The organism is Photobacterium kasasachensis (assembly GCF_050336885.1).
Classification (GTDB): domain Bacteria; phylum Pseudomonadota; class Gammaproteobacteria; order Enterobacterales; family Vibrionaceae; genus Photobacterium; species Photobacterium kasasachensis.
This window is the reverse complement of sequence record NZ_JAKJSH010000009.1, coordinates 37,820-57,169: the sequence shown is the minus strand read 5'-3', so window position 1 is coordinate 57,169 and position 19,350 is coordinate 37,820. Positions and strand designations below refer to the sequence as shown.

At 53.3% G+C, this 19,350-nt stretch carries 22 protein-coding genes; 12 read left to right on the top strand and 10 right to left on the bottom strand.

Annotated features, from left to right (window positions below; translation table 11 throughout):
* Nucleotides 1-22 precede the first annotated feature (22 nt).
* The 3 genes from astA to L4D19_RS13750 are packed head-to-tail and all read left to right on the top strand — an operon-like array spanning nucleotide 23 to nucleotide 3,352.
* On the top strand, nucleotides 23-1,039 hold the full coding sequence (gene astA, locus L4D19_RS13760; RefSeq protein WP_428452927.1) for an arginine N-succinyltransferase: 1,017 nt from the start codon (nucleotides 23-25) through the stop codon (nucleotides 1,037-1,039).
* An 18-nt stretch (nucleotides 1,040-1,057) separates the two neighbouring features.
* Complete coding sequence (gene astD, locus L4D19_RS13755; RefSeq protein ID WP_428452926.1) at nucleotides 1,058-2,515, top strand: succinylglutamate-semialdehyde dehydrogenase; 1,458 nt, start codon at nucleotides 1,058-1,060, stop codon at nucleotides 2,513-2,515.
* Nucleotides 2,516-2,557: 42 nt separating this feature from the next.
* A complete protein-coding gene (locus L4D19_RS13750; protein WP_428452925.1) occupies nucleotides 2,558-3,352 on the top strand; it encodes a DUF1338 domain-containing protein in 795 nt (264 codons plus the stop codon).
* Between the two features lie 76 nt (nucleotides 3,353-3,428).
* Here the strand turns inward: L4D19_RS13750 and L4D19_RS13745 are convergent, their stop codons facing one another.
* Nucleotides 3,429-3,623, bottom strand: coding sequence for a hypothetical protein (locus L4D19_RS13745; RefSeq protein WP_160657743.1), 195 nt, complete (start codon nucleotides 3,621-3,623; stop codon nucleotides 3,429-3,431).
* Nucleotides 3,624-3,871: 248 nt separating this feature from the next.
* The gene (crp, locus tag L4D19_RS13740) at nucleotides 3,872-4,504 is read right to left on the bottom strand and encodes a cAMP-activated global transcriptional regulator CRP (RefSeq protein WP_036801200.1); all 633 of its coding nucleotides are present in this window, start codon (nucleotides 4,502-4,504) and stop codon (nucleotides 3,872-3,874) included.
* Between the two features lie 272 nt (nucleotides 4,505-4,776).
* Between crp and L4D19_RS13735 the strand changes: the two genes are divergently transcribed.
* Entirely contained in the window at nucleotides 4,777-5,181 is a 405-nt protein-coding gene (locus tag L4D19_RS13735; protein WP_428452924.1) for an OsmC family protein, read from the top strand.
* Nucleotides 5,182-5,271: 90 nt separating this feature from the next.
* Here L4D19_RS13735 and L4D19_RS13730 read toward each other — a convergent pair whose 3' ends face one another.
* The 4 genes from L4D19_RS13730 to L4D19_RS13715 form a co-directional block, all read right to left on the bottom strand.
* Nucleotides 5,272-6,141: a phosphoribulokinase gene (locus tag L4D19_RS13730; RefSeq protein WP_160657704.1), complete on the bottom strand. Its 870-nt coding sequence runs from the start codon at nucleotides 6,139-6,141 to the stop codon at nucleotides 5,272-5,274.
* A 130-nt stretch (nucleotides 6,142-6,271) separates the two neighbouring features.
* Entirely contained in the window at nucleotides 6,272-6,490 is a 219-nt protein-coding gene (locus L4D19_RS13725; protein ID WP_160657706.1) for a YheU family protein, read from the bottom strand.
* Between the two features lie 119 nt (nucleotides 6,491-6,609).
* Nucleotides 6,610-7,581 carry a hydrolase gene (locus tag L4D19_RS13720; protein WP_428452923.1) on the bottom strand — a complete coding sequence of 324 codons (972 nt, stop codon included), beginning with the start codon at nucleotides 7,579-7,581 and terminating at the stop codon, nucleotides 6,610-6,612.
* A gap of 19 nt (nucleotides 7,582-7,600) precedes the next feature.
* Entirely contained in the window at nucleotides 7,601-9,001 is a 1,401-nt protein-coding gene (locus L4D19_RS13715) for an aminotransferase-like domain-containing protein (protein ID WP_428452922.1), read from the bottom strand.
* Between the two features lie 127 nt (nucleotides 9,002-9,128).
* Between L4D19_RS13715 and L4D19_RS13710 the strand changes: the two genes are divergently transcribed.
* The gene (locus L4D19_RS13710; RefSeq protein ID WP_428452921.1) at nucleotides 9,129-9,728 is read left to right on the top strand and encodes a LysE family translocator; all 600 of its coding nucleotides are present in this window, start codon (nucleotides 9,129-9,131) and stop codon (nucleotides 9,726-9,728) included.
* Between the two features lie 15 nt (nucleotides 9,729-9,743).
* Here L4D19_RS13710 and L4D19_RS13705 read toward each other — a convergent pair whose 3' ends face one another.
* Nucleotides 9,744-10,208: a TIGR02444 family protein gene (locus L4D19_RS13705; RefSeq protein ID WP_428452920.1), complete on the bottom strand. Its 465-nt coding sequence runs from the start codon at nucleotides 10,206-10,208 to the stop codon at nucleotides 9,744-9,746.
* A gap of 2 nt (nucleotides 10,209-10,210) precedes the next feature.
* On the bottom strand, nucleotides 10,211-12,136 hold the full coding sequence (locus L4D19_RS13700; protein WP_428452919.1) for an ABC transporter ATP-binding protein: 1,926 nt from the start codon (nucleotides 12,134-12,136) through the stop codon (nucleotides 10,211-10,213).
* Between the two features lie 238 nt (nucleotides 12,137-12,374).
* Here L4D19_RS13700 and kefG point away from each other — a divergent pair, with 238 nt between their 5' ends.
* The 4 genes from kefG to slyD all read left to right on the top strand — a co-directional run bounded on the left by kefG (nucleotide 12,375) and on the right by slyD (nucleotide 15,710).
* Nucleotides 12,375-12,944 (top strand): glutathione-regulated potassium-efflux system ancillary protein KefG, encoded by a 570-nt coding sequence (gene kefG, locus L4D19_RS13695; protein WP_428452918.1) that lies wholly within the window; start codon nucleotides 12,375-12,377, stop codon nucleotides 12,942-12,944.
* Nucleotides 12,934-14,736, top strand: coding sequence for a glutathione-regulated potassium-efflux system protein KefB (kefB, locus tag L4D19_RS13690; RefSeq protein ID WP_075762935.1), 1,803 nt, complete (start codon nucleotides 12,934-12,936; stop codon nucleotides 14,734-14,736). Before kefG ends, kefB begins: the two co-directional genes overlap by 11 nt.
* A gap of 53 nt (nucleotides 14,737-14,789) precedes the next feature.
* Nucleotides 14,790-14,999 carry a YheV family putative zinc ribbon protein gene (locus L4D19_RS13685; protein ID WP_075763042.1) on the top strand — a complete coding sequence of 70 codons (210 nt, stop codon included), beginning with the start codon at nucleotides 14,790-14,792 and terminating at the stop codon, nucleotides 14,997-14,999.
* 135 nt (nucleotides 15,000-15,134) lie between these two features.
* Nucleotides 15,135-15,710, top strand: coding sequence for a peptidylprolyl isomerase (slyD, locus tag L4D19_RS13680; RefSeq protein ID WP_428452917.1), 576 nt, complete (start codon nucleotides 15,135-15,137; stop codon nucleotides 15,708-15,710).
* Nucleotides 15,711-15,770: 60 nt separating this feature from the next.
* Here slyD and L4D19_RS13675 read toward each other — a convergent pair whose 3' ends face one another.
* Nucleotides 15,771-15,992 (bottom strand): SlyX family protein, encoded by a 222-nt coding sequence (locus L4D19_RS13675; protein ID WP_160657721.1) that lies wholly within the window; start codon nucleotides 15,990-15,992, stop codon nucleotides 15,771-15,773.
* A 19-nt stretch (nucleotides 15,993-16,011) separates the two neighbouring features.
* The gene (locus tag L4D19_RS13670) at nucleotides 16,012-16,989 is read right to left on the bottom strand and encodes a WD40 repeat domain-containing protein (protein ID WP_428452916.1); all 978 of its coding nucleotides are present in this window, start codon (nucleotides 16,987-16,989) and stop codon (nucleotides 16,012-16,014) included.
* 195 nt (nucleotides 16,990-17,184) lie between these two features.
* On the opposite strand from L4D19_RS13670, the gene fkpA reads away from it, so the two are divergent.
* From fkpA to tusD, 3 genes are all read left to right on the top strand, one after another.
* Nucleotides 17,185-17,988 carry an FKBP-type peptidyl-prolyl cis-trans isomerase gene (gene fkpA, locus L4D19_RS13665; RefSeq protein WP_428452915.1) on the top strand — a complete coding sequence of 268 codons (804 nt, stop codon included), beginning with the start codon at nucleotides 17,185-17,187 and terminating at the stop codon, nucleotides 17,986-17,988.
* Nucleotides 17,989-18,225: 237 nt separating this feature from the next.
* Complete coding sequence (locus tag L4D19_RS13660; RefSeq protein WP_160657748.1) at nucleotides 18,226-18,948, top strand: PAS domain-containing protein; 723 nt, start codon at nucleotides 18,226-18,228, stop codon at nucleotides 18,946-18,948.
* Complete coding sequence (gene tusD / locus L4D19_RS13655; RefSeq protein ID WP_428452914.1) at nucleotides 18,945-19,337, top strand: sulfurtransferase complex subunit TusD; 393 nt, start codon at nucleotides 18,945-18,947, stop codon at nucleotides 19,335-19,337. Before L4D19_RS13660 ends, tusD begins: the two co-directional genes overlap by 4 nt.
* Nucleotides 19,338-19,350 lie beyond the last annotated feature (13 nt).

The following is a 19,350-nucleotide window of genomic DNA, read 5'->3' as shown; positions in this document are numbered from 1 at the left end:
ACCTGCATCAGGAGGGAGTTCGATGCTGGTTATACGTCCTATTACTGAAGCCGACTTACCGGCGCTAATGCAATGCGCCGAAGAGTCCGGTCATGGTTTTACTTCACTACCGGTGAATGAAGAAATCCTGCGCAACAGGATTGAACACTCGGTGGAGAGCTTTGCCAAAGCCGTCACCAAGCCGGGGCCGGAAGGTTACCTGATGGTGGCAGAAGACACCAAGACGGGAGAAATTGCCGGTACGACAGCAATAGAAGCCGCTATCGGGCTGGACAATCCCTTTTATACCTACCACCTGAGTACCGTGGTTCACTCATCTCGTCGTCTGAATGTTCACAATGTGGTGAAAGTACTGACATTTGGTAATGACTACACCGGTGTGAGCGAGCTATGCACCCTGTTCCTACGTCCGGAATGGCGTCAGGGGCTGAATGGTCGCCTGCTGTCGAAGTGCCGTTTCATGATGATGGCCGAGCACCCGGAGCGATTTGACACCACGGTGATTGCCGAAATGCGCGGCGTTTCCGATGAGGAAGGGCATTCGCCGTTCTGGGAATGGCTGAAAGAGCACTTTTTCTCGATTGATTTTACGTTGGCAGACTACCTGACCGGGATTGGGAAGAAGGGCTTTATTGCCGATCTGATGCCGAAGTTGCCGATTTACGTCAACCTGCTTAGCCCGGAAGCCCAGGCGGTGATTGGCGAGGTACATGAAAAAACACGCCCGGCACTGCGTTTGCTGGAAAAAGAAGGATTTAGTTGCCGCGGTTATGTCGACATTTTTGATGCCGGCCCGACTGTCGAGTGTGATACCCGCAATATAGAATCAGTACGCCATTCGCAGCGTTGTAGCGTTGTGATTGGCGAGTCTGCGACAGGCAAAGACTGCATTATCAGCAACAGCTCATTTGAGAATTTCCGGGCTGTTGTCGGTAAGGTCGTCCTTGATGAAGAGAAGGCGATCGCGCAGATGGACGCGGAAATGGCAGAAGCACTGCAGGTGAAAAATGGTGATCAGGTTCGCCTGATTGCGCAATAAAAAGGACGGGAGAACATCATGACACAATGGATAGCAGGAAACTGGCAGGAAGGTAATGGCGAAGCGATGCAGTCACTGAACCCGTTCAGCGGTGAGGTGATCTGGCAGGGAAAAGGCGCGACTGCCGAGCAGGTCGAGCTAGCTGTTGCCGGTGCCCGTCAGGCTCTCCTGAGCTGGCGTAAAACAGCCTTTAGTGAACGTCAGGCCATCGTTGAGCGTTTTGCCGAGCTGGTCAAAGAAAACAGCGAACATATTGCCCGCACCATTGCCGAGGAAACCGGTAAGCCGTTGTGGGAGACCCGAACGGAAGCCGGGGCGATGGTCGGCAAGATAGCCATCTCGCTACGCGCCTATGATGAGCGTACCGGCCACAAGCAGAAAGAAGTGGCCGGAAGCCAGGCCATTTTGCGTCACCGTCCGCTGGGTGTCATGGCAGTCTTCGGTCCTTATAACTTCCCGGGCCACTTGCCTAACGGCCACATTGTGCCTGCGCTGCTGGCCGGAAATACCGTTGTATTCAAACCGTCAGAACTGACGCCGAAAATTGCCGAAGAGACCATGAAGCTGTGGCAGCAAGCCGGCTTGCCAGGCGGGGTGATTAATCTGGTGCAGGGGGCCCGTGCCACGGGTGAGGCCCTGGCTGGTTCTTCCGGTATCGATGGCTTGCTGTTTACCGGCAGCGCCAATACCGGTCATATCCTCCACCGTCAGTTTGCCGGTCAGCCGGGCAAGATGCTGGCGCTTGAGATGGGCGGCAATAATCCGATGGTTATCTCCGAGGACTATGGCGAGCTGGAAGCGACTGTCTACACTATTATTCAGTCAGCCTTTATCAGTGCCGGACAGCGTTGTACCTGTGCCCGTCGTCTGTATCTGCCGCAGGGCGAGAATGGGGATGCGCTGCTGACGCGTCTGGTCGAGGCCACATCGCAGCTTGTTATCGACGGCCCGTTTGCCGAGCCGCAGCCATTTATGGGGCCGCAAATCTCCGAGGCGGCCGCTGACGGTATCGTCCGTGCTCAGGCCAACTTGGTGAGCTTGGGAGGCGAGGTTCTGCTGGAAGCCAAACGCGGCCAGGGGGCGGTAGTGACGCCGGCTATCATCGAGGTGAGCAAGGTGGCCGAGCTACCGGATGAAGAATACTTCGGCCCGCTCCTGCAGGTTGTCCGTTATCAGGGGCTGGAGCAGGCGGTAACGCTGGCCAATGATACCCGCTACGGTTTGTCGGCAGGGCTTGTTTCTACCCGCGACGAAGAGTGGCAATACTTTATTGATCACATCCGTGCCGGGATTGTAAACCGTAACCGGCAGCTAACCGGGGCCAGTGGTGATGCACCATTTGGTGGACCGGGCGCATCCGGCAACTTACGACCGAGTGCATATTACGCTGCGGATTACTGTGCGTATCCGATGGCATCGATGGAAGGTGATCAAACTGAGTTACCGGCTCAGCTATCACCGGGTATCAAGCTGTAAGCGCGAGAAAGCGGAATTAATCGACAAGGGGATAGCATCATCATGGAAAGGGTTGAACAACTGTTTAATGCGCTGTGGCAAGATTATACCCAGCGTCTATGTCCGTCGGCAGGTCAGGTTCATGATCTGCTGGAGGAAGGTGAGCCCCTGCTCAATGATCATATTGCGCTGCGGACGTTTAACCTTCCGCAGGTCGGGCTTGACCGCCTGGCTGCGCCATTTATTGCCATCGGCTATAAACCGTGCGGCAAGTACCATTTCGAGGCGAAGAAGCTCTATGCCGAGCACTTTGAGCACCCGAATCCGTTGGCACCTAAAGTTTTTATCAGTGAATTGATGGTGGGGCAGTTCTCGTCATTGTTACAGGAGACGGTACGCGATCTGGTTAACCAGGTACCGGAAGAAGCCATGCATGATCCGGCGTTTCTTTACGGCGGGCGGTTATGGGATCTGGACTATGCGACCTATGAGCTGTTGTCGGCAGAAAGCGAATATGCCGGTTGGTTGGCGGCGCATGGTTTCGGTGCTAACCACTTTACCGTCAGCATTAATCAGCTGGAGCAGTTCACCGAAATCCAGGAAGTGAATCACCTGCTACGTCACAACGGTTTTGCGATCAATGAGTCAGGCGGGGAAGTCAAGGGTAGTCCGGAGGTGATGTTGGAGCAGTCTTCAACAATGGCCGATCGGGTGCCGGTGAACTTTTCGGATGGCGTACGCGAGGTGCCGGGTGGTTTCTATGAGTTTGCCAAACGTTATTCGACGGCTGATGGTGAACTGTACCGGGGATTTGTCGAGGCCTCGGCGGACAAGATATTCGAAAGTACTAATCAGTAATTACAGTAATTAAGCTAAGTGCTCGATCCACGGCTGCCATGGGTAGCCGTGGTTTTTATATTTTTAGCCCATGTCGCTAGTGCTGGCTGTCCAGCGGAGGTAGCCATGGACTGTCATTGCCCTGATGGCGGCTGGTGGAGTCAAATGTTGTCTGCTGCTCCAGATAGTGGCGCTGGCCGCTAAAGCCCGTCAGCTCAACGGTCGCCGGCAGCGTTTGGATCACGGCGGGTGGTGTGTTGCCGGCATTCGGCGCAAAGCGTTCTATATCCATATAATTGCGTTCCGTATTATCCGAACGGTATCTGACGCCGCTTCCGTTATTGGGGCCAGACTGCGAAGTGTATACAATACACATATGCACAATGTAGCATTGATGGTGGGGATCGCAAGAGGAACAATAGTGAGCGCTGTAGCAAATTATGTCTGAAGCTATTACATTGATGCCCAGCAGGTATACATCGGACACAAAAAAAGCCGCATGATGCGGCTTTTTATCGTTTTGCTTTCCGGGTACCGGGTTTAGCGAGTACCGTAAACTACAATCGTTTTACCGTGTGCCGAAATGAGGTTCTGCTCTTCCAGCATCTTCAGGATACGACCGACAGTTTCACGTGAACAACCGACAATCTGGCCGATTTCCTGACGCGTGATCTTGATCTGCATACCATCTGGGTGAGTCATCGCATCAGGCTGCTTCGCAAGGTTCAGCAGTGTCTGGGCGATACGACCTGTAACATCCAAGAATGCAAGATCACCTACTTTCTGGCTGGTCACCTGCAGGCGGCTTGCCATCTGAGCAGATAGGCGCATCAGAATATCTGGGTTTACCTGAATTAGCTGGCGGAATTTCTTGAAAGAAATCTCGGCGACTTCACAAGGTGTCTTCGCACGAACCCAAGCTGTACGCTCCTGACCTTCTTCGAACAGGCCTAGTTCACCGATGAAGTCACCCTGGTTTAGGTAAGACAGGATCATTTCCTTGCCTTCTTCATCCTTGATCAATACGGCAACAGAACCCTTGACGATATAGTAGAGCGTTTCTGCTTTCTCGCCCGCATGAATCAAAGTGCTCTTTGATGGGTACTTATGAATGTGGCAATGGGAAAGAAACCACTCTAGAGTTGGATCTGTTTGAGGTTTACCTGGAACCATATTACTAACTTCCTCTGCGTTTGTTGCCCAACAACGATATCCTTATTACTTGAAGCTGGGCCTAACAATAGAATTGTTCGCCGTCTAGGATATGCAGTCAACCGCTGGGCTGCAAGCTCACGTGAATAATTAGTTCAGAGTTTATCTTTTTTCGGCGCGTATTTCTTGATATTGATCTATCTGAAATGGGCATTTTGTAGTCATAAGTGTGCACATGATCACACCGTTGTGAGTTAGTGCCAAATACCCCTGTTTTAAGTAAGGAGAAAGCAATGCAATCACGCGTGAAATGGGTCGAAGATATGACCTTTCTGGGCCAGTCAAATTCTGGCCATAGCGTCGTAATGGACGGTAATGGGGGCGAAAAAGCACCAAGTCCGATGGAAATGGTGCTCATGGCTGCGGGAGGTTGTAGTTCGGTCGATGTGGTCGACGGATTAAAGTCTGCCGGCCAGAAGATCACGGCCTGTGAAGCACAGATTTCTTCCGAGCGCCGTGAGCAGGCTCCGCGTATTTTTACTTCGGCAAACTTGCATTTTGTGGTTACGGGTCATGATCTGGACGAGGCTCTGGTCGAGAAAGTCGTAGCCGATTCGCTACAGAAGTATTGCTCGGTTTGCCTGATGCTGGGTGAGGGCGTAGAAATGACCCATTCCTACGAAGTCGTGAAAGCATAAGCGTAGCGTTACGAGAGGCGAGTATCGAGTAAGAGCGGAAAGTATACCTCTCGCACCTCGTTACTCGACTCTTGCTATTGGCCTTTGTTATTACCCGATTTTACCCGTTTCGATTAATTGCTGGATCAGCGGTCGCATGATCAGCTCCATGGCAAAGCTCATTTTTCCGCCTGGTACCACCAGGGTATTGTGGCGCGACATAAAGGAGCCCTGGATCATTGACAGCAAATACGGGAAGTCGACATTTTTGATCCCGCGAAAACGGATCACCACAAAGCTCTCATCCAGGCTGGGAATCGCCTTGGCACTGAGCGGGTTGGAGGTATCAACCGTCGGTACCCGCTGAAAGTTAATATGGGTACGGGAAAACTGCGGGGTAATGTAGTTGAGGTAGTCGTCCATTGAGCGAACGATCGACTCCATGACAGCTTCGCGGGAGTGTCCGCGATCCCGCGTATCCCGGACGATCTTCTGGATCCATTCAAGGTTCACAATCGGAACCATGCCGATGAGTAGATCGACATGCTGGGCGACATTGATCTCGCCGTCGACGACCCCGCCGTGCAGTCCCTCGTAGAACAGGACATCGGTATTTTCCGGCAGATCCTGCCACGGGGTGAAAGAGCCCGGCATTTGGTTGTAGGGAACGGCCTCGTCAAAGGTGTGCAGGTAGCGCCGGAACTGGCCACTGCCGTCATCGCCGTATTGACGGAAAAAGGTTTCTAGCTGGGCGAAGTCATTGGCCTGGGGACCAAAGTAGCTGATATGGCGCCCCTGTTCTTTGGCCTTGCGAATTTCGACATCCATTTCCGGACGAGTAAAGCGGTGAAAGCTGTCCCCTTCTAGCCAGGCGGCGTTAATGCTCATCATATTGAACATTTTACGAAAAGCTTCAGAGGTGGTGGAGGTGCCAGCACCCGAAGACCCTGTTACTGCAATAATTGGATGTTTTGCAGACATGACAAACCCTGTCGTTAACATTAACGGAAAGAGTTATTAACAGGCTGGAGAGGGAAGGTCAAGTATAACTCGGGCTGCAAGGTGAAAAATGATACCGCGGCCCGGTATGGTTAACGGCTGTTGGTTAGGGTCAGGAGTGCAGATCTCGGCGCAGCTTGATGTCGACCGATTCGTGCAGCTCGGAAAAGACAATCACGGCATCACCTGAGGCTAGTTGCTGGCGAACATGTTGCACTTTTTGCTCCATGGTCAGTTCACTTTCACCATAGTCGGTACCTTCGCGCAGAACGAAGTGCTCGATGAGGTTTGTCAGGGTCTCCGGATCGATTTCTTGCCAGGGAATAATCATAGCGGTGTTATCAGCATGTAAGACGGATAGCTGATTATATTGTGAATTTCATAAATTGTAGAGCGGTAATATGGCCCCGCAACAGATCTCAGTAACAGAGCCAGAGTACTCCCGCTTTTTTAGTCTTTGATTACTTTCTCAAACCATTCGGGAACGGTTTTTTCCAGCCAGAAGTTCGGGTTGCGCAGCGAACCGCTGACAAAACCGACGTGGCCACCGTATGGACTGAGATGGTAGTCGATATTCTCGGGCAGGGACTGGGTCGGAATAACGGCCGAGGTCATGAACGGATCATCGGCGGCATGAATGATCCGCAGCCGCGTCTGTATGCGCTGGAGCTTATTGATGCCGCTACAGCGCTGGTAGTAATCGTCGGCGTCTTTGAAGCCGTGCAGCGGTGCGGTCACCTGCTCGTCAAATTGCCACAGTGACCGAATCTCCCCTACCTGGCTGGCCGCTATTGGCATCTTGTCCGGCAGGGCAGCAATTTTACGGCTGAGGTTTTTTTTCATCGAGCCCAGCAGATATTGCTGGTAGACCCGGGAAAAGCCCTGCTGAATCCGTTCTGAGCAGGAAGCTAGGTTCAGGGGCGGGGAGATGACCTGTGCAGCCGTAAGCTCTGACTTATGACTGGTTTCTGCCAGGTAGTTCACCAGCATATTGCCGCCAAGCGATACACCGACGGCAAATATCGGGGTGTCGGGAAACTGCTGGCGTAACCATTTGATAAAAAATGCTGCATCCGTGGTTTCACCGGAGTGGTAGCCGCGAGCCTGGCGATTAATCTCACCGCTGCAGCCGCGAAAATGCATCATAACCCCGAGCCATCCCTGCTGGCTGGCGGCATGCAGCAGTCCGTTAGCATAGGGACTGTGAAAACTGCCTTCCAGGCCATGGAATAAAATCATGATGGGTTTGCTGGCCGGGTGCTGTGCTGCCTGACCTGTCCAGGCCAGGTCGAGAAAGTCGCCGTCAGGGGTTTCTATCCGTTGCTCTACCGGAGTAAATAGCGGCTTGCGGCGAATAAAGCGTGGCAGCAGTGTCTGTAAGTGGGCATTGCGTAACCCGTTAGCGGGTTCAAAGGGCATCATCGGCAACTCCTCTTCCCGGTTACAGGGGAAAGTCATTCATGGGATCTTTTTTTAACAGCTCTGCCAAGATAAGCAAGCCCTGTTCCAGTTTACTATGGGTGAAGGGGGCACTGATCGCGAGTCTGACCGCCGGTGGGATGGTTGCACCCGGCGGGGTAAACATCTCGGCTGACTTTATGATCACCCCCTGTTGCTCGGCTGCCGAGACAAAGTCACTGAGCCGCCAGTAGTCAGGCAGTGTCAGCCAGACATGAAAACTGTCCTGGGTATGCTGAATGGAAAACTCCCCCAGATGCTGCTCCACCAACTGCTGGCGCTGGTTGATATCGTGGTGGATATCTTGCAGCACCCGGTCGGCATCCCCTTTGTGGATGAGTTCGCAGGCCAGCCCGGTAAGTAGAGGACTGATCATCAGGCTGTGGTTGTGAAGTGCGGTGTTGAGTCGCTGTTGCAGATTGAGCGGCACCTGGATATATCCCAAACGTAGCCCTGGTGCGAGGCATTTTGACAGCCCGCCGACATGGATGACCTGTTCCGGATCGAGGTTGACCATCGGGGCCGGGCGCTGCTGTGGCAGCAGACCGTTGACATCGTCTTCAACCAGCAACAGCTGGAACTGGCGGCAGATAGCGAGGATGTCATGGCGACGCTGCTCGCTCATGGTGGCGGTTGTCGGGTTTTGCAGCGTCGGTGTGCAATAGAGCATTCTTGGCTGGTGCTGGCGGCAGGCCGCTTCGAGACTGGCAGGAATGATCCCCTCATGATCAAGGGCTACAGGCTTGACGTTGACTTGTTGCTGCCGGGCGAGGCTCAGAAAACCGGGATAGGTCACCTGTTCGACCAACACGGTATCTCCCTGGCGGCAAAATGCAGACAGGATCAGCTGGGCGGCATGCTGGCCCCCTGAGGTGAAATGCATGCGCTCGGGGTCGATATTCAGGCCTTTGGTTTGCAGCCAGCGGGCAACGACGTTGCGGTGGGTGTCCATCCCCTGCGGATCATGATACAGCATCATCTGATTGAGTTGCTCGGGATGGCGGGACAGATTTTCCATGGCTTGCTTCAGCATCCCGGCACGGTCAATACAGGGGGGAATATTGTGGCCGAGGTTGCAGGCCTCTTCTTCCTGAGCGGAGTAGCTATAGACCCAGCTCGGTGCATCCTGCTGACAGACAAATGTACCGGCTCCCACCCGTGCCTCTACCAGCTCTCGTCGTTCTGCCTCGGCATAGGCACGGGTGACGGTTCCTACGGTAACCTTAAGTTGATCGGCGAGGGCGCGATGGGTTGGCAGCTTGTGCCCGGCAGGCAGTTCGCCTGATGTGATTTGCTGCTCGATGGCATCGGCGATCTGGCGATAGAGGGGCTCGGCCTTGTGATCGTCTGTCGAGGCTGTGAGTACAATATTTATGATTGTCATGGTGACAATAAACCTTTTGATCTTAATTAATCTCACTGTTAGGGTTCATTTTGTGCGTTTAATCAAATTAAAGCAACATTAATCCAAGATTGTATCGGTACAATTTTGTCAAAGAGGAGTTCTAACCGTGTGGGAGTGGCAATTTATTATTTCTCTGGCTGCGTTTGCTGCCACGATGACCGGGACGCCGGGACCGAACAATTTAATGCTCACAGCCTCCGGGGCTAATTTTGGTTATTGGCGGACTTTGCCGCATATGATGGGGATTGGGCTGGGGCTGGTATCGATGATAGTCCTGGTGGCGGCAGGACTTGGGGTGGTATTTACTCGCTTTCCGCTATTGCATGAGCTGCTTCGCTGGTGTGGAAGTGCTTATCTGCTTTACTTAGCCTGGAAGATTGCCACGGCTAGCTCTGCTCCCCGAGTTGAACAGCAAAACAATCAGCCGATGACGTTCTGGGCGGCGGCGATGTTCCAGTACGTCAACCCGAAAGCCTGGATGATGTCCGTCACGGCAATCAGTACCTTCACGGTAGCCGGAGAACTCTATTGGCAATCAGCGACACTTGTTGCAGGGGTATTTTTTCTGGTCTGTTTTCCGAGTGTCTCAGTTTGGGCTGGCTTTGGGTCTATGATTGGACGTTGGCTGCACAGCAGCAGAGCTCGTCGGCTATTCAACGGTGTGATGGGCGCGCTGACGGCAGGTTGCGTGGTAATGATTTGGTAGAAGACGATGCCTGTACTACTTGGCCTGAAGTTGAGACAGCTGCGAGGAGGCACCAAGTTTCTGGCAGTAACGGGCCAGATTGTTGCTTGTCACTGTTCCTGCTGCAGGGGCCGGTAAAGGCAGTAAAAGGTTAAGTTGCTTGAGCAGCTCATGCTGCTGGCTCTTTTCCAATTCCAGTTCGAAAGTGAGCAACTGCTGGTAGCCCGCCTGGTCCAGCTGGGGTTTTAGCTGCTGGCGCATGGTGCGATATTGTTGCAGTTGCTTGTCGCTGATGACAAGGCTGGCTGTCAGGGCATGGATTTGCTGATCGGCCAGCTCAATATGCAGGGTATCCAGCCAATGCAGTAGCAGGGCAAGGTTCACATTGCCCTGATAGGTGTTTTGCAGTGTCAGGCAGGCTTGTTCGACGCCAGCCCGAGCATAATGGCTCAGGCTGAACTGCCAAAAATCCTCTGCCGAGAAAACAGCAGGCCGAGGCATTATTAGCTATTGCCCTGGAACTGGGATTCCATGGCTTCCAGCTCTTCCTGCAGCTCCATCCACTCCATCTCGATCTCTTCCAGTGACGACTTGGCATCCCCTTGGCGCTTGAGCTGCTCGTTCAGGCGCACTTTGTTCTCTGCTTCGTAGATCGCCGGATCGGACAGTTCGGTTTCTGCCTGCTCGACTTCGGCAGCCAGCTTTTCCATTTGCTTGTCCAGCTTGTCAATTTTCTTGCGCAGTGGGGCCGTTTGTTTGCGGAACTCGGCCTCAAGACGTTTCTGCTCCTTGCGCGAGGCTGCACTGTTGTCTTTGGTGGTTTCTGGCTTGGCAGCCTGCTGTTCCCGACGTTCGTTACGTTGCTGTTCGGTGAGCCACTTATGGTAATCATTCAGATCACCGTCGAACGGCATCACCTGGCGGTCATGGACCAGATATAGATCATCGGTGGTGGCACGCAGCAGGTAGCGGTCGTGGCTGACGATGACCATGGCCCCTTCGTAAGACTGCAAGGCTAGTGTCAGTGCCTGACGCATATCCAAATCCAGGTGGTTGGTCGGTTCATCGAGTAGCAACAGGTTTGGCCGTTGCCATACAATGAGTGCCAGTACCAGGCGGGCTTTTTCGCCGCCAGAGAACGGGCCGACTTTATCGAGGGCTTTGTCACCGACAAAACCAAAGCTGCCGAGATAGTCCCGAAGTTGCTGTTCGGTCGCCTGCGGGGCAATACGCGCCAAATGCTGAACTGGCGTGTCATCAAGTCGCAGGGTCTCTAGCTGGTGCTGGGCAAAGTAGCCGATCTTGACGCCTTGCGAATAGGTCAAGTCGCCAGCCTGGGCCGGTAGTTCGCCAGACAGTAGCTTGATTAGGGTCGACTTACCGGCACCGTTCCGCCCTAACAGGCCGATGCGGCTGCCCGGAACAAGGTTGAGGCGGATTTTTTCCAGGATCAGGTTGTCACCGTAACCGGCCGCGACCTCATCCATCATCATTATCGGGTTGGGCAGGGCAGACGGCTCGCGAAACTCGAAGCTGAACGGGTTATCAAACTGGGCCGGCAGCACCTTCTCCATTCGCTCCAGTGCCTTGATACGGCTCTGTGCCTGACGGGCTTTGCTGGCTTTGTAGCGGAAGCGGTCGATATACGACTGCATGTGCGACATTTGTTTCTGCTGCTTCTGGTACATGGCCTGCTGCAAAACCAGTTTTTCTGCACGCTGGTTTTCAAACGACGAATAGTTACCGGTGTAGCTGTTCAGGGTCTGGTTTTCGATATGGATGATGCGGCCGACGACCGGATCAAGAAAGTCACGGTCGTGGGAGATCAGTACCAGGGTGCCACGATAGTTTTGGAGCCATTTTTCCAGCCACATCACGGCATCCAGATCCAGGTGGTTGGTTGGCTCATCGAGCAGCAGCAGATCGGAGCGGCAAAGCAGGGCCTGGGCAAGGTTCAGGCGCATCCGCCAGCCACCGGAGAACTGGGTCAGGTTCCATTGCATCTGCTCCTGGGAAAACCCCAGGCCATCAAGCAACTCGGCGGCTCGGGCATTGATACTGTAGCCGCCGATGGTATCAAGCTTGCCGTGTAACTCGGCGACTTTATTGCCGTTGTTGGCTTGCTCAGCCGCGGCTAAGTCTTGCTCTAGCTGACGGTATTCGCGGTCACCGTCGATCACATACTCAATCGCACTACGCTCCAGTGCCGGGGTCTCCTGGGCGACCCAGGCCAGCTCCCAGTTGGCAGGGAACTGGCAGGTGCCTGCATCTACACTTAATTCACCTTTCAGTAAGGCAAATAAGGTAGATTTACCACAGCCGTTTTTGCCTACCAGGCCGACCTTGTCGCCGGGATGGATGGTGGCAGTGGCGTTCTCGAGAAGGGCTTTACCGCCTCGTAGTAGCTGAATGTCCGAAAAGGTAATCATCGACAGTGTCGGGGTAGCCCCGCTCCGCAAAATAAAGTGCACGAAATGAGCGGCAGTCTATACCAAACGGCCTCTGACTGCTAACTCGATGATAATCGTCGGGCTATATTGAGAAAGATGCGGTTATGAATTGAGATTCAGGTGATCCGCTGCCGGTACAATTATGTATGATGTGTATAGAAATCATGATAGACGTTGCGCCTGAGGGAATAATCCGCAGGTTATTGTAAGGGACACTATGACCAAACAAGGACGGCCAAAGATTTTGGTAGTTTATGCCCACCCGGATCCGCAGGAGTCGGTGGCTAACAATGAGATGCTCAAGGGAATAGAGGATCTCGAGCATGTGACGATACATGATCTGTATGCCGCTTACCCCGATTTTTTCATCGATATAAACCATGAACGGGCGCTGATCCGCAGTCATGACATTATTGTTTTCCAGCATCCCCTCTATATGTATTCCTGCCCGGCTTTGCTCAAGGAGTGGATGGACGTGATATTGAGCAAGGGGTTTGCGCACGGCGATGGCATCGAGACCAAAGGTAAATACTGGCGCTCGGTGATCACCACCGGCGGTGCGGCGGAGGCTTATACCCCGGACGGATATAACCGCTGTAGTATTGCGGAGATCCTAAAGCCTTTTGAGCTGTCAGCCGATTTATGTCAGATGACGTGGCTTGAGCCGCTGGTATTGCACTGGGCAAGGCGGATCCCGGCGCAGGAGCTTGAGCAACACGTCCAGAATTATCGTCATTGGCTCAGCGATCCGCTGGCTGATGGCAAGGAGGCTGACTATGGCCAGTGATGTACTTTCCGTCAGTGTTGTCTTTCTGGCGGCTGCCGTTGTGGCCGTACCGATTGCCCAGCGCTTGGGGCTAGGTTCGGTGCTGGGTTATTTGCTGGCCGGTATTGCCATCGGTCCCTGGGGACTGAGGCTGATCTCCGATGTCGACGCGATTTTGCATTTCTCCGAGTTCGGGGTGGTTTTGCTGTTGTTTTTGATCGGTCTCGAACTGAACCCCAAGAAACTGTGGCAGATGCGCAAGCCGATCCTCGGGCTGGGAGGCAGCCAGGTCGTGGTGACCAGCATTGTGATTGCCGCCATTGTAATGGCCTGCCGGCCGTTTCTTCCCGACATCAGCTGGCGTGATGCCGCAGTGGTCGGGATGGGGTTGGCGCTCTCTTCCACGGCCATTGCGCTACGGGTGATTGAGGAGCAGAACCTCGACGGCAGCGAAACTGGTCAGTCGGGGTTTGCAGTATTGCTGTTCCAGGATATTGCGGTGATCCCGATGCTGGCTGTGTTGCCGGTATTGGCTGGCGGCGGCGGGGGAAGCTGGCTCGATTTTGCCTGGATGATCGGTGGCATACTGGCGTTGCTGGTAGGCGGACACTTTCTTCTGCGTCCGCTGTTCCGCTGGGTGGTCTTGAGTGGGGTCCGGGAACTGTTTAATGTTGCCGCGCTGCTGCTGGTGATCGGTATTGCGCTTGGTATGCAGTCGCTGGGGCTGTCGATGGCGCTGGGAACATTTCTTGCCGGGGTGCTGCTGGCCGAGAGCGAGTATCGCCATGAGCTGGAAATTGCTATCGAGCCGTTCAAGGGGTTGTTGCTCGGACTGTTCTTTATCTCGGTCGGTATGGCGGTCAATCTCGGGCTGCTGCTGGAGTACCCGTTACAAATTCTGTTGGCCGTTATCGCCCTGATCTGTGTTAAGGGACTGTTGCTGTATGGACTGGCCCGCTTGTTTGGGATCCGGGCCAAGTCACGCAGCCAGATGGCCGCAATTCTTAGCCAAGGCGGTGAGTTTGCCTTCGTACTGTTCACGGCGGCATTGGGTGAGGGACTGCTCGGCAAAGAGCTGTCGGCTTTCCTGTTGGTGGTGGTGAGTATTTCGATGATGACCACCCCGCTGATCCTGTTGCTTCAGGACAAGTGGTTCATCCGGACATTCAAGGCAGAAGAAGAGTCGCTGGAAAGCGATGTGATTGACCGTGAGCCGCGGGTGATTATTACCGGTTTTGGCCGCTTCGGTCAGGTCGTCGGGCGGTTGCTGTTTGCCAACAAGATCCGGGTAACGGTGCTTGAGCGGGATCCGAGCCAGATCCAGTTCCTGCGCAAGTTCGGCTACAAGGTGTATTACGGTGATGCCACTCAGCTTGACTTGTTGCGGGCAGCAGGGGCCGATAAGGCCGAGGCGATAATCATCTGTACCGACGAGCCCGACGAGGTGATGGAGGTCGTCACTCTGTGTCAGCAGTATTTCCCCAATCTTAAAGTGCTGGCACGGGCAAGAAGCCGGGTTGAGGCCCATCAGCTACTTAGCCATGGGGTCGAGTGTTTTTCCCGTGAAACTTTTGCCGGCGCCCTTGATTTAGGCCGCCAGGCCCTCATATCTCTGGGTATGCACCCGTACAAAGCCAAGCGGGCCGAGGCACATTTCCGTAAACTGGATACAACAGCGCTACGGGATTTGCTGCCGCAGCATTCCGAGGATGTGCATCTGGCATCGCGGGCCAAAGAGGCCCGGAAAGAGCTGGAAGAGATTTTCGATCGGGAAATGCGCGGCGAACGTGAGCGGCACAATGGTTGGGACTAGTCGGGTTGTTATGAATGTTTGTCATAACAGCCAGTTGTAAGGGAATGGGTAACATGGCAAAGAAACGATTTATTGCCGGTGCGGTGTGTCCTGAGTGCAAAAAACAAGACACTTTGCGCTGGTGGCAAGAGAATGACGTCGAGATGGTTGAGTGCGTGGAGTGCCATCATACCGACCGTCGGGTGCCGCAATCTGTAGCGGAAAGTGAACAACTTTCCCCGCAGACCAAGCAGCAAGTAATTGGGATCTTTAAACCCGAATAGCGAGCAGATATTGGCATCAAGGTGCCTTTATCCGTTATTATGCGGGTGAGATTTATATTGAGTGCCGTTTCATCGTGATTGTGCGTCTGCAAGATAGTCACAATGAAACGGTACTATCTACCTATCGGAGTAAACATGAAAGTCACTAAAGACATCGTAGTAAGCCTAGCTTATCAAGTGAAAACTGAAGAAGGCGTGGTTGTTGACCAGTCAACAGCGGATGCACCACTGGATTACCTTCACGGCCACAATAACCTGATTGTTGGTCTTGAGAAGGCTCTGGAAGGTCGTGAAGCCGGTGACAAATTTGAAGTGACTGTTGCTCCTGAAGATGCATACGGTGAGCACATGGCTGAAATGGTTCAGCGTGTACCTGCAGATGTTTTCCAGGGTGTTGACGAGATCACTGTTGGCATGCGCTTCCTGGCGGATACTGACCAGGGTCCAATTCCTGTAGAAGTAACGGAAGTTGATGGTGACCACGTTGTTGTTGACGGTAACCACATGCTAGCGGGCCAGACGCTGACATTTAACGCTGAAGTGGTTGCACTGCGTGCTGCAACAGAAGAAGAGATCGCTCACGGTCATATCCACCAGGGCGGTGGTTGTTGTGGTGGCGGTAGCTGCGGCGACGACCACGGTCACGAGCACAAAGAAGAAGGCGGTTGCTGTGGTGGCGAAGAGAAGGGCGGCTGCGGCTGTTCTCACTAAGCCCAGCGCTTAATCAGTAATAGAAAACGGGAAGCTCAGGCTTCCCGTTTTTTTGAATCATCAATAATGCGGTGGCGGCGTTTCTTCGGATTCGCTGGCCATATTGGATGGCTCTATGCCTTTCACCTTACCGACCATATATTTCAGCTGAACTTGCATTTCGTCGATCAAGAACTGCTGCTTGGTCAGTGCCTGGTTCAGATCTTCTATGGTCTGCTCCTGGAAAGCCTGTTTCATTTCCAGCTCGTCAATTTGAGCCTGTAGTTTGTCGATGTCACTCATAGGGCGAATGTGTCCGCGGTTAATCTGTGGTCCAGGCCTGGGCAATACCGGCGGATGTGCCGGATATAACCTGTCCGTCAGGGGTAATGGCCACATCATACACCACTGCTGCCGGTGGTCGAGTATCTTGTTGCGCTGCCGCTTCCCAGCGGCCGAGGTTCCCGCCCGTCTTGCTGTCCCACAGTTCGATGCGTCTCGCCGGAGTGCCTGTTGCAAGCTGGGTGCCGTCATCCGAGAACCGAGCGCTGGACAAGTTTTGCTGACGCAGACGAACAGCCAGCTCGGCCTGTTTCTCGCCGCTGCTGAGATCCCAGATAAACACATCGTTGCCGCCATCGGCGGTGAGCGCCAGTTTACCGTCCCGCTGAAGGGCGACCCGGCTGATCCGCGAAGTATGCTCGAACTGATAGATGATTTGGCCGTTGCGGGTATCCCACAGGTAGGCGTAATAGTCATTGCCGCCAGACAAGGCAAACTGTCCGTTGGCCGACAGGGCAACAGAATTCACTTTTTCTCGATGGGCAAGGAACTCTAGCCGCCGTCCGCTGCCCAAGTCGATGTACAGTGCCTTGCCATTAGAGAGTCCCAGCAGAATATGCTGGCCGTTGCTGGCAATATCGACATCGCGGATGATCCCGTCCGATATGGACCAAAGCCCGTCTGAGCGACCCCATGCCAAGTCCCACACCGCAAAATTTTGTGCCGTGGCGGTAATGGCGTAGCGGTTGTTGTCGGAAATACGGCTGGTCAGAACGGTATTGTGATATGGGTCTTGAGAACCAAAGTCGGCTAACTTTTTGTTTTGCTGTAAATCCCATAGCACGATACCTTGTTCCGTTGAGTGCAAAATGGCAAAGCGGCCGTCTCGGCTGAGGCTAAAGCTGGTGGCACCTTCGGGAGCAATAGACCAGCGCTTGACCTCTGAGCCCGAAAAAAAGCAGCCAGTCAGGGTAATCAGTGCCAAAATAATGCTAAAGGCTTGTATTTTTTTATGCATTAAGGTCTGGTTCCGGTTTGTTTTGCTAAGAGATAAAATGTGGCCAAGCGTATTAAGTCACTGATTAAAAATGATAGTTAGGCAGTGACTTAATACGGTTGGTATTAGTATATTGATATAGCGCGCTTTTCACAGCAATGGTGAAAAGCCGATTATAAAAATGAGGCATTCCCTCATCGATTGATGGAGAAATACATGAAACCTGTTCTAAAGATGTCTGTTTTGGCTGCTACGATCCTACTTGCTGTAGGCTGCCAAGATGAAAAAGCGGCTGAAGCAAAACCTGCAGAACCTGCAAAGGTAGAGCAGGTAGCATCTGAGGCAGCGCCGGCAGCATTTGCTTCCGAGGACGAGAAAGCCGCCTATGCGATCGGCGCATCACTGGCGCAATATTTGTCGGCAAACCTGGACCAGCAAAAAGAGCTGGGTCTGGAGCTGGACCGCGAGCACGTACTGGCTGGTGTTAGCGATGTATTTGCAGGCAAGAGCCGCATGACACCGGAAGAAACGCAGCAGGCGCTTCAGGATCTGGACAAGCGTGTGTCTGACATCGTGGCAGCAAAAGCGCAGGCAGAATCCGAGAAGAATATTAAGGCCGGTGAAGAGTACCGTTCCGAGTTTGAAAAGCTGGAAGGCGTGATGAAGACAGACTCTGGTCTGCTTTATCAGGTAGAAACACAGGGCGAGGGTGACAAGCCGGCAGCTACCGATACTGTTAAGGTTCACTATAAGGGTACCCTGACTGACGGCACCGAGTTCGACAGCTCTTACAAGCGCAACCAGCCGGCGACATTCCCGCTGAACCAGGTGATCCCGGGCTGGACTGAAGGCGTGCAACTGATGCAGGTTGGCTCTAAGTTCAAGTTTGTTATTCCGCCAGAGCTGGCATATGGCTCTCAGGCTAACCCGAGCATTCCTGCAAACTCAACCTTGGTGTTTGAAGTTGAACTGCTTGATATCGTCAAGGCTGAAAAACCAGCGACAGAAGTAACACAGTAAACAATTGTTTGCTAAGGCTTAATATGCCAAAAGCGAATAATCAGTAGACAAAACCCGGCCTCTGCCGGGTTTTTTGCTTTATACTGCTAGTTGAATATCCAGATAAAAGTTCAGGCTACTGTCAAAATTCTGATAAACTTGCAAGCAAGATTTGAAATTTTATCCGTTCTATTTATTTTCACGATCTTCGATGACGGTGAAACTAAATAAAATGGTTTGAGCAAGGAAGATATGACAGTGGTATCTACAGATAACTTTGGCTCTGAAGTCATGATCGAGAGTGATTTGATTGAGCCGCGCGCGTTTAGTGAACATGATTATATCATCTTACGCTCCTACGAGGCCGTGGTAGATGGCTTGGCTGCGCTGATAGGACCGTTCTGTGAGATTGTGTTGCACTCACTGGCTGATTTGAACACATCGGCGATCAAAATTGCCAATGGTGAAAATACCGGGCGTAAAGTCGGCTCGCCGATCACCGATCTGGCGTTGCGGATGTTGCGCGATATTGAAGGCTCGGAGCGTAACTTCTCCCGTGCGTATTTCACCCGTGCCAAGGGCGGCGACCTGATGAAGTCGATCACCATCGCGATCCGCAATGGCGAGGATCGGATCATTGGCCTGCTTTGTATCAACGTTAATCTGGATGCGCCTTTCTCCCAGATCCTGCAATCCTTTATGCCGACCGATGAAGCCAAGCAGGCCGCATCAAGTGTTAACTTTGCCAGCGACGTCGACGAGCTGGTCGATCAGACGGTCGAGCGAACGATTGAAGAGATCAATGCCGACAAGAATGTATCGAACAATGCCAAGAACCGCCAGATTGTCATGGAGCTATACGACAAGGGTATCTTCGACATCAAAGATGCAATCAACCGTGTGGCGGAGCGACTGAACATATCCAAGCACACGGTTTACCTGTATATCCGCCAGCGCAAGACTGAGGACGGCGAAAAATGAGCCTGAATTATGTGCTGGTGGTTGACGGGCCGGCATATGGTACCCAGGCAGCCCGCTCGGCTTTTCAGTTTGCCGAGGCCCTGATTGAACAGGGGCATCGGCTGTCGCGGGTGTTTTTCTATCAGGACGGTGTCCATAACGGTTCATCGCTGTCGGCACCGGCATCGGATGAGTTTGATCTGGTTGCTGGCTGGCAGCAGTTGGCAAAGGCGAATCAGGTTGAGCTGCAGACCTGCGTAGCGGCAGCACTGCGCCGTGGGATCGTCAGCGAACAAGAGGCGCAGCAAAACACCCTGCCGGGGCATAATCTGGCCCCGGGTTTTGAGCAGGCCGGGCTCGGCGGCCTTGCCGAGGCAATGCTGACAGCCGATCGGGTTATTCAGTTTTAAGTCATTACCATTC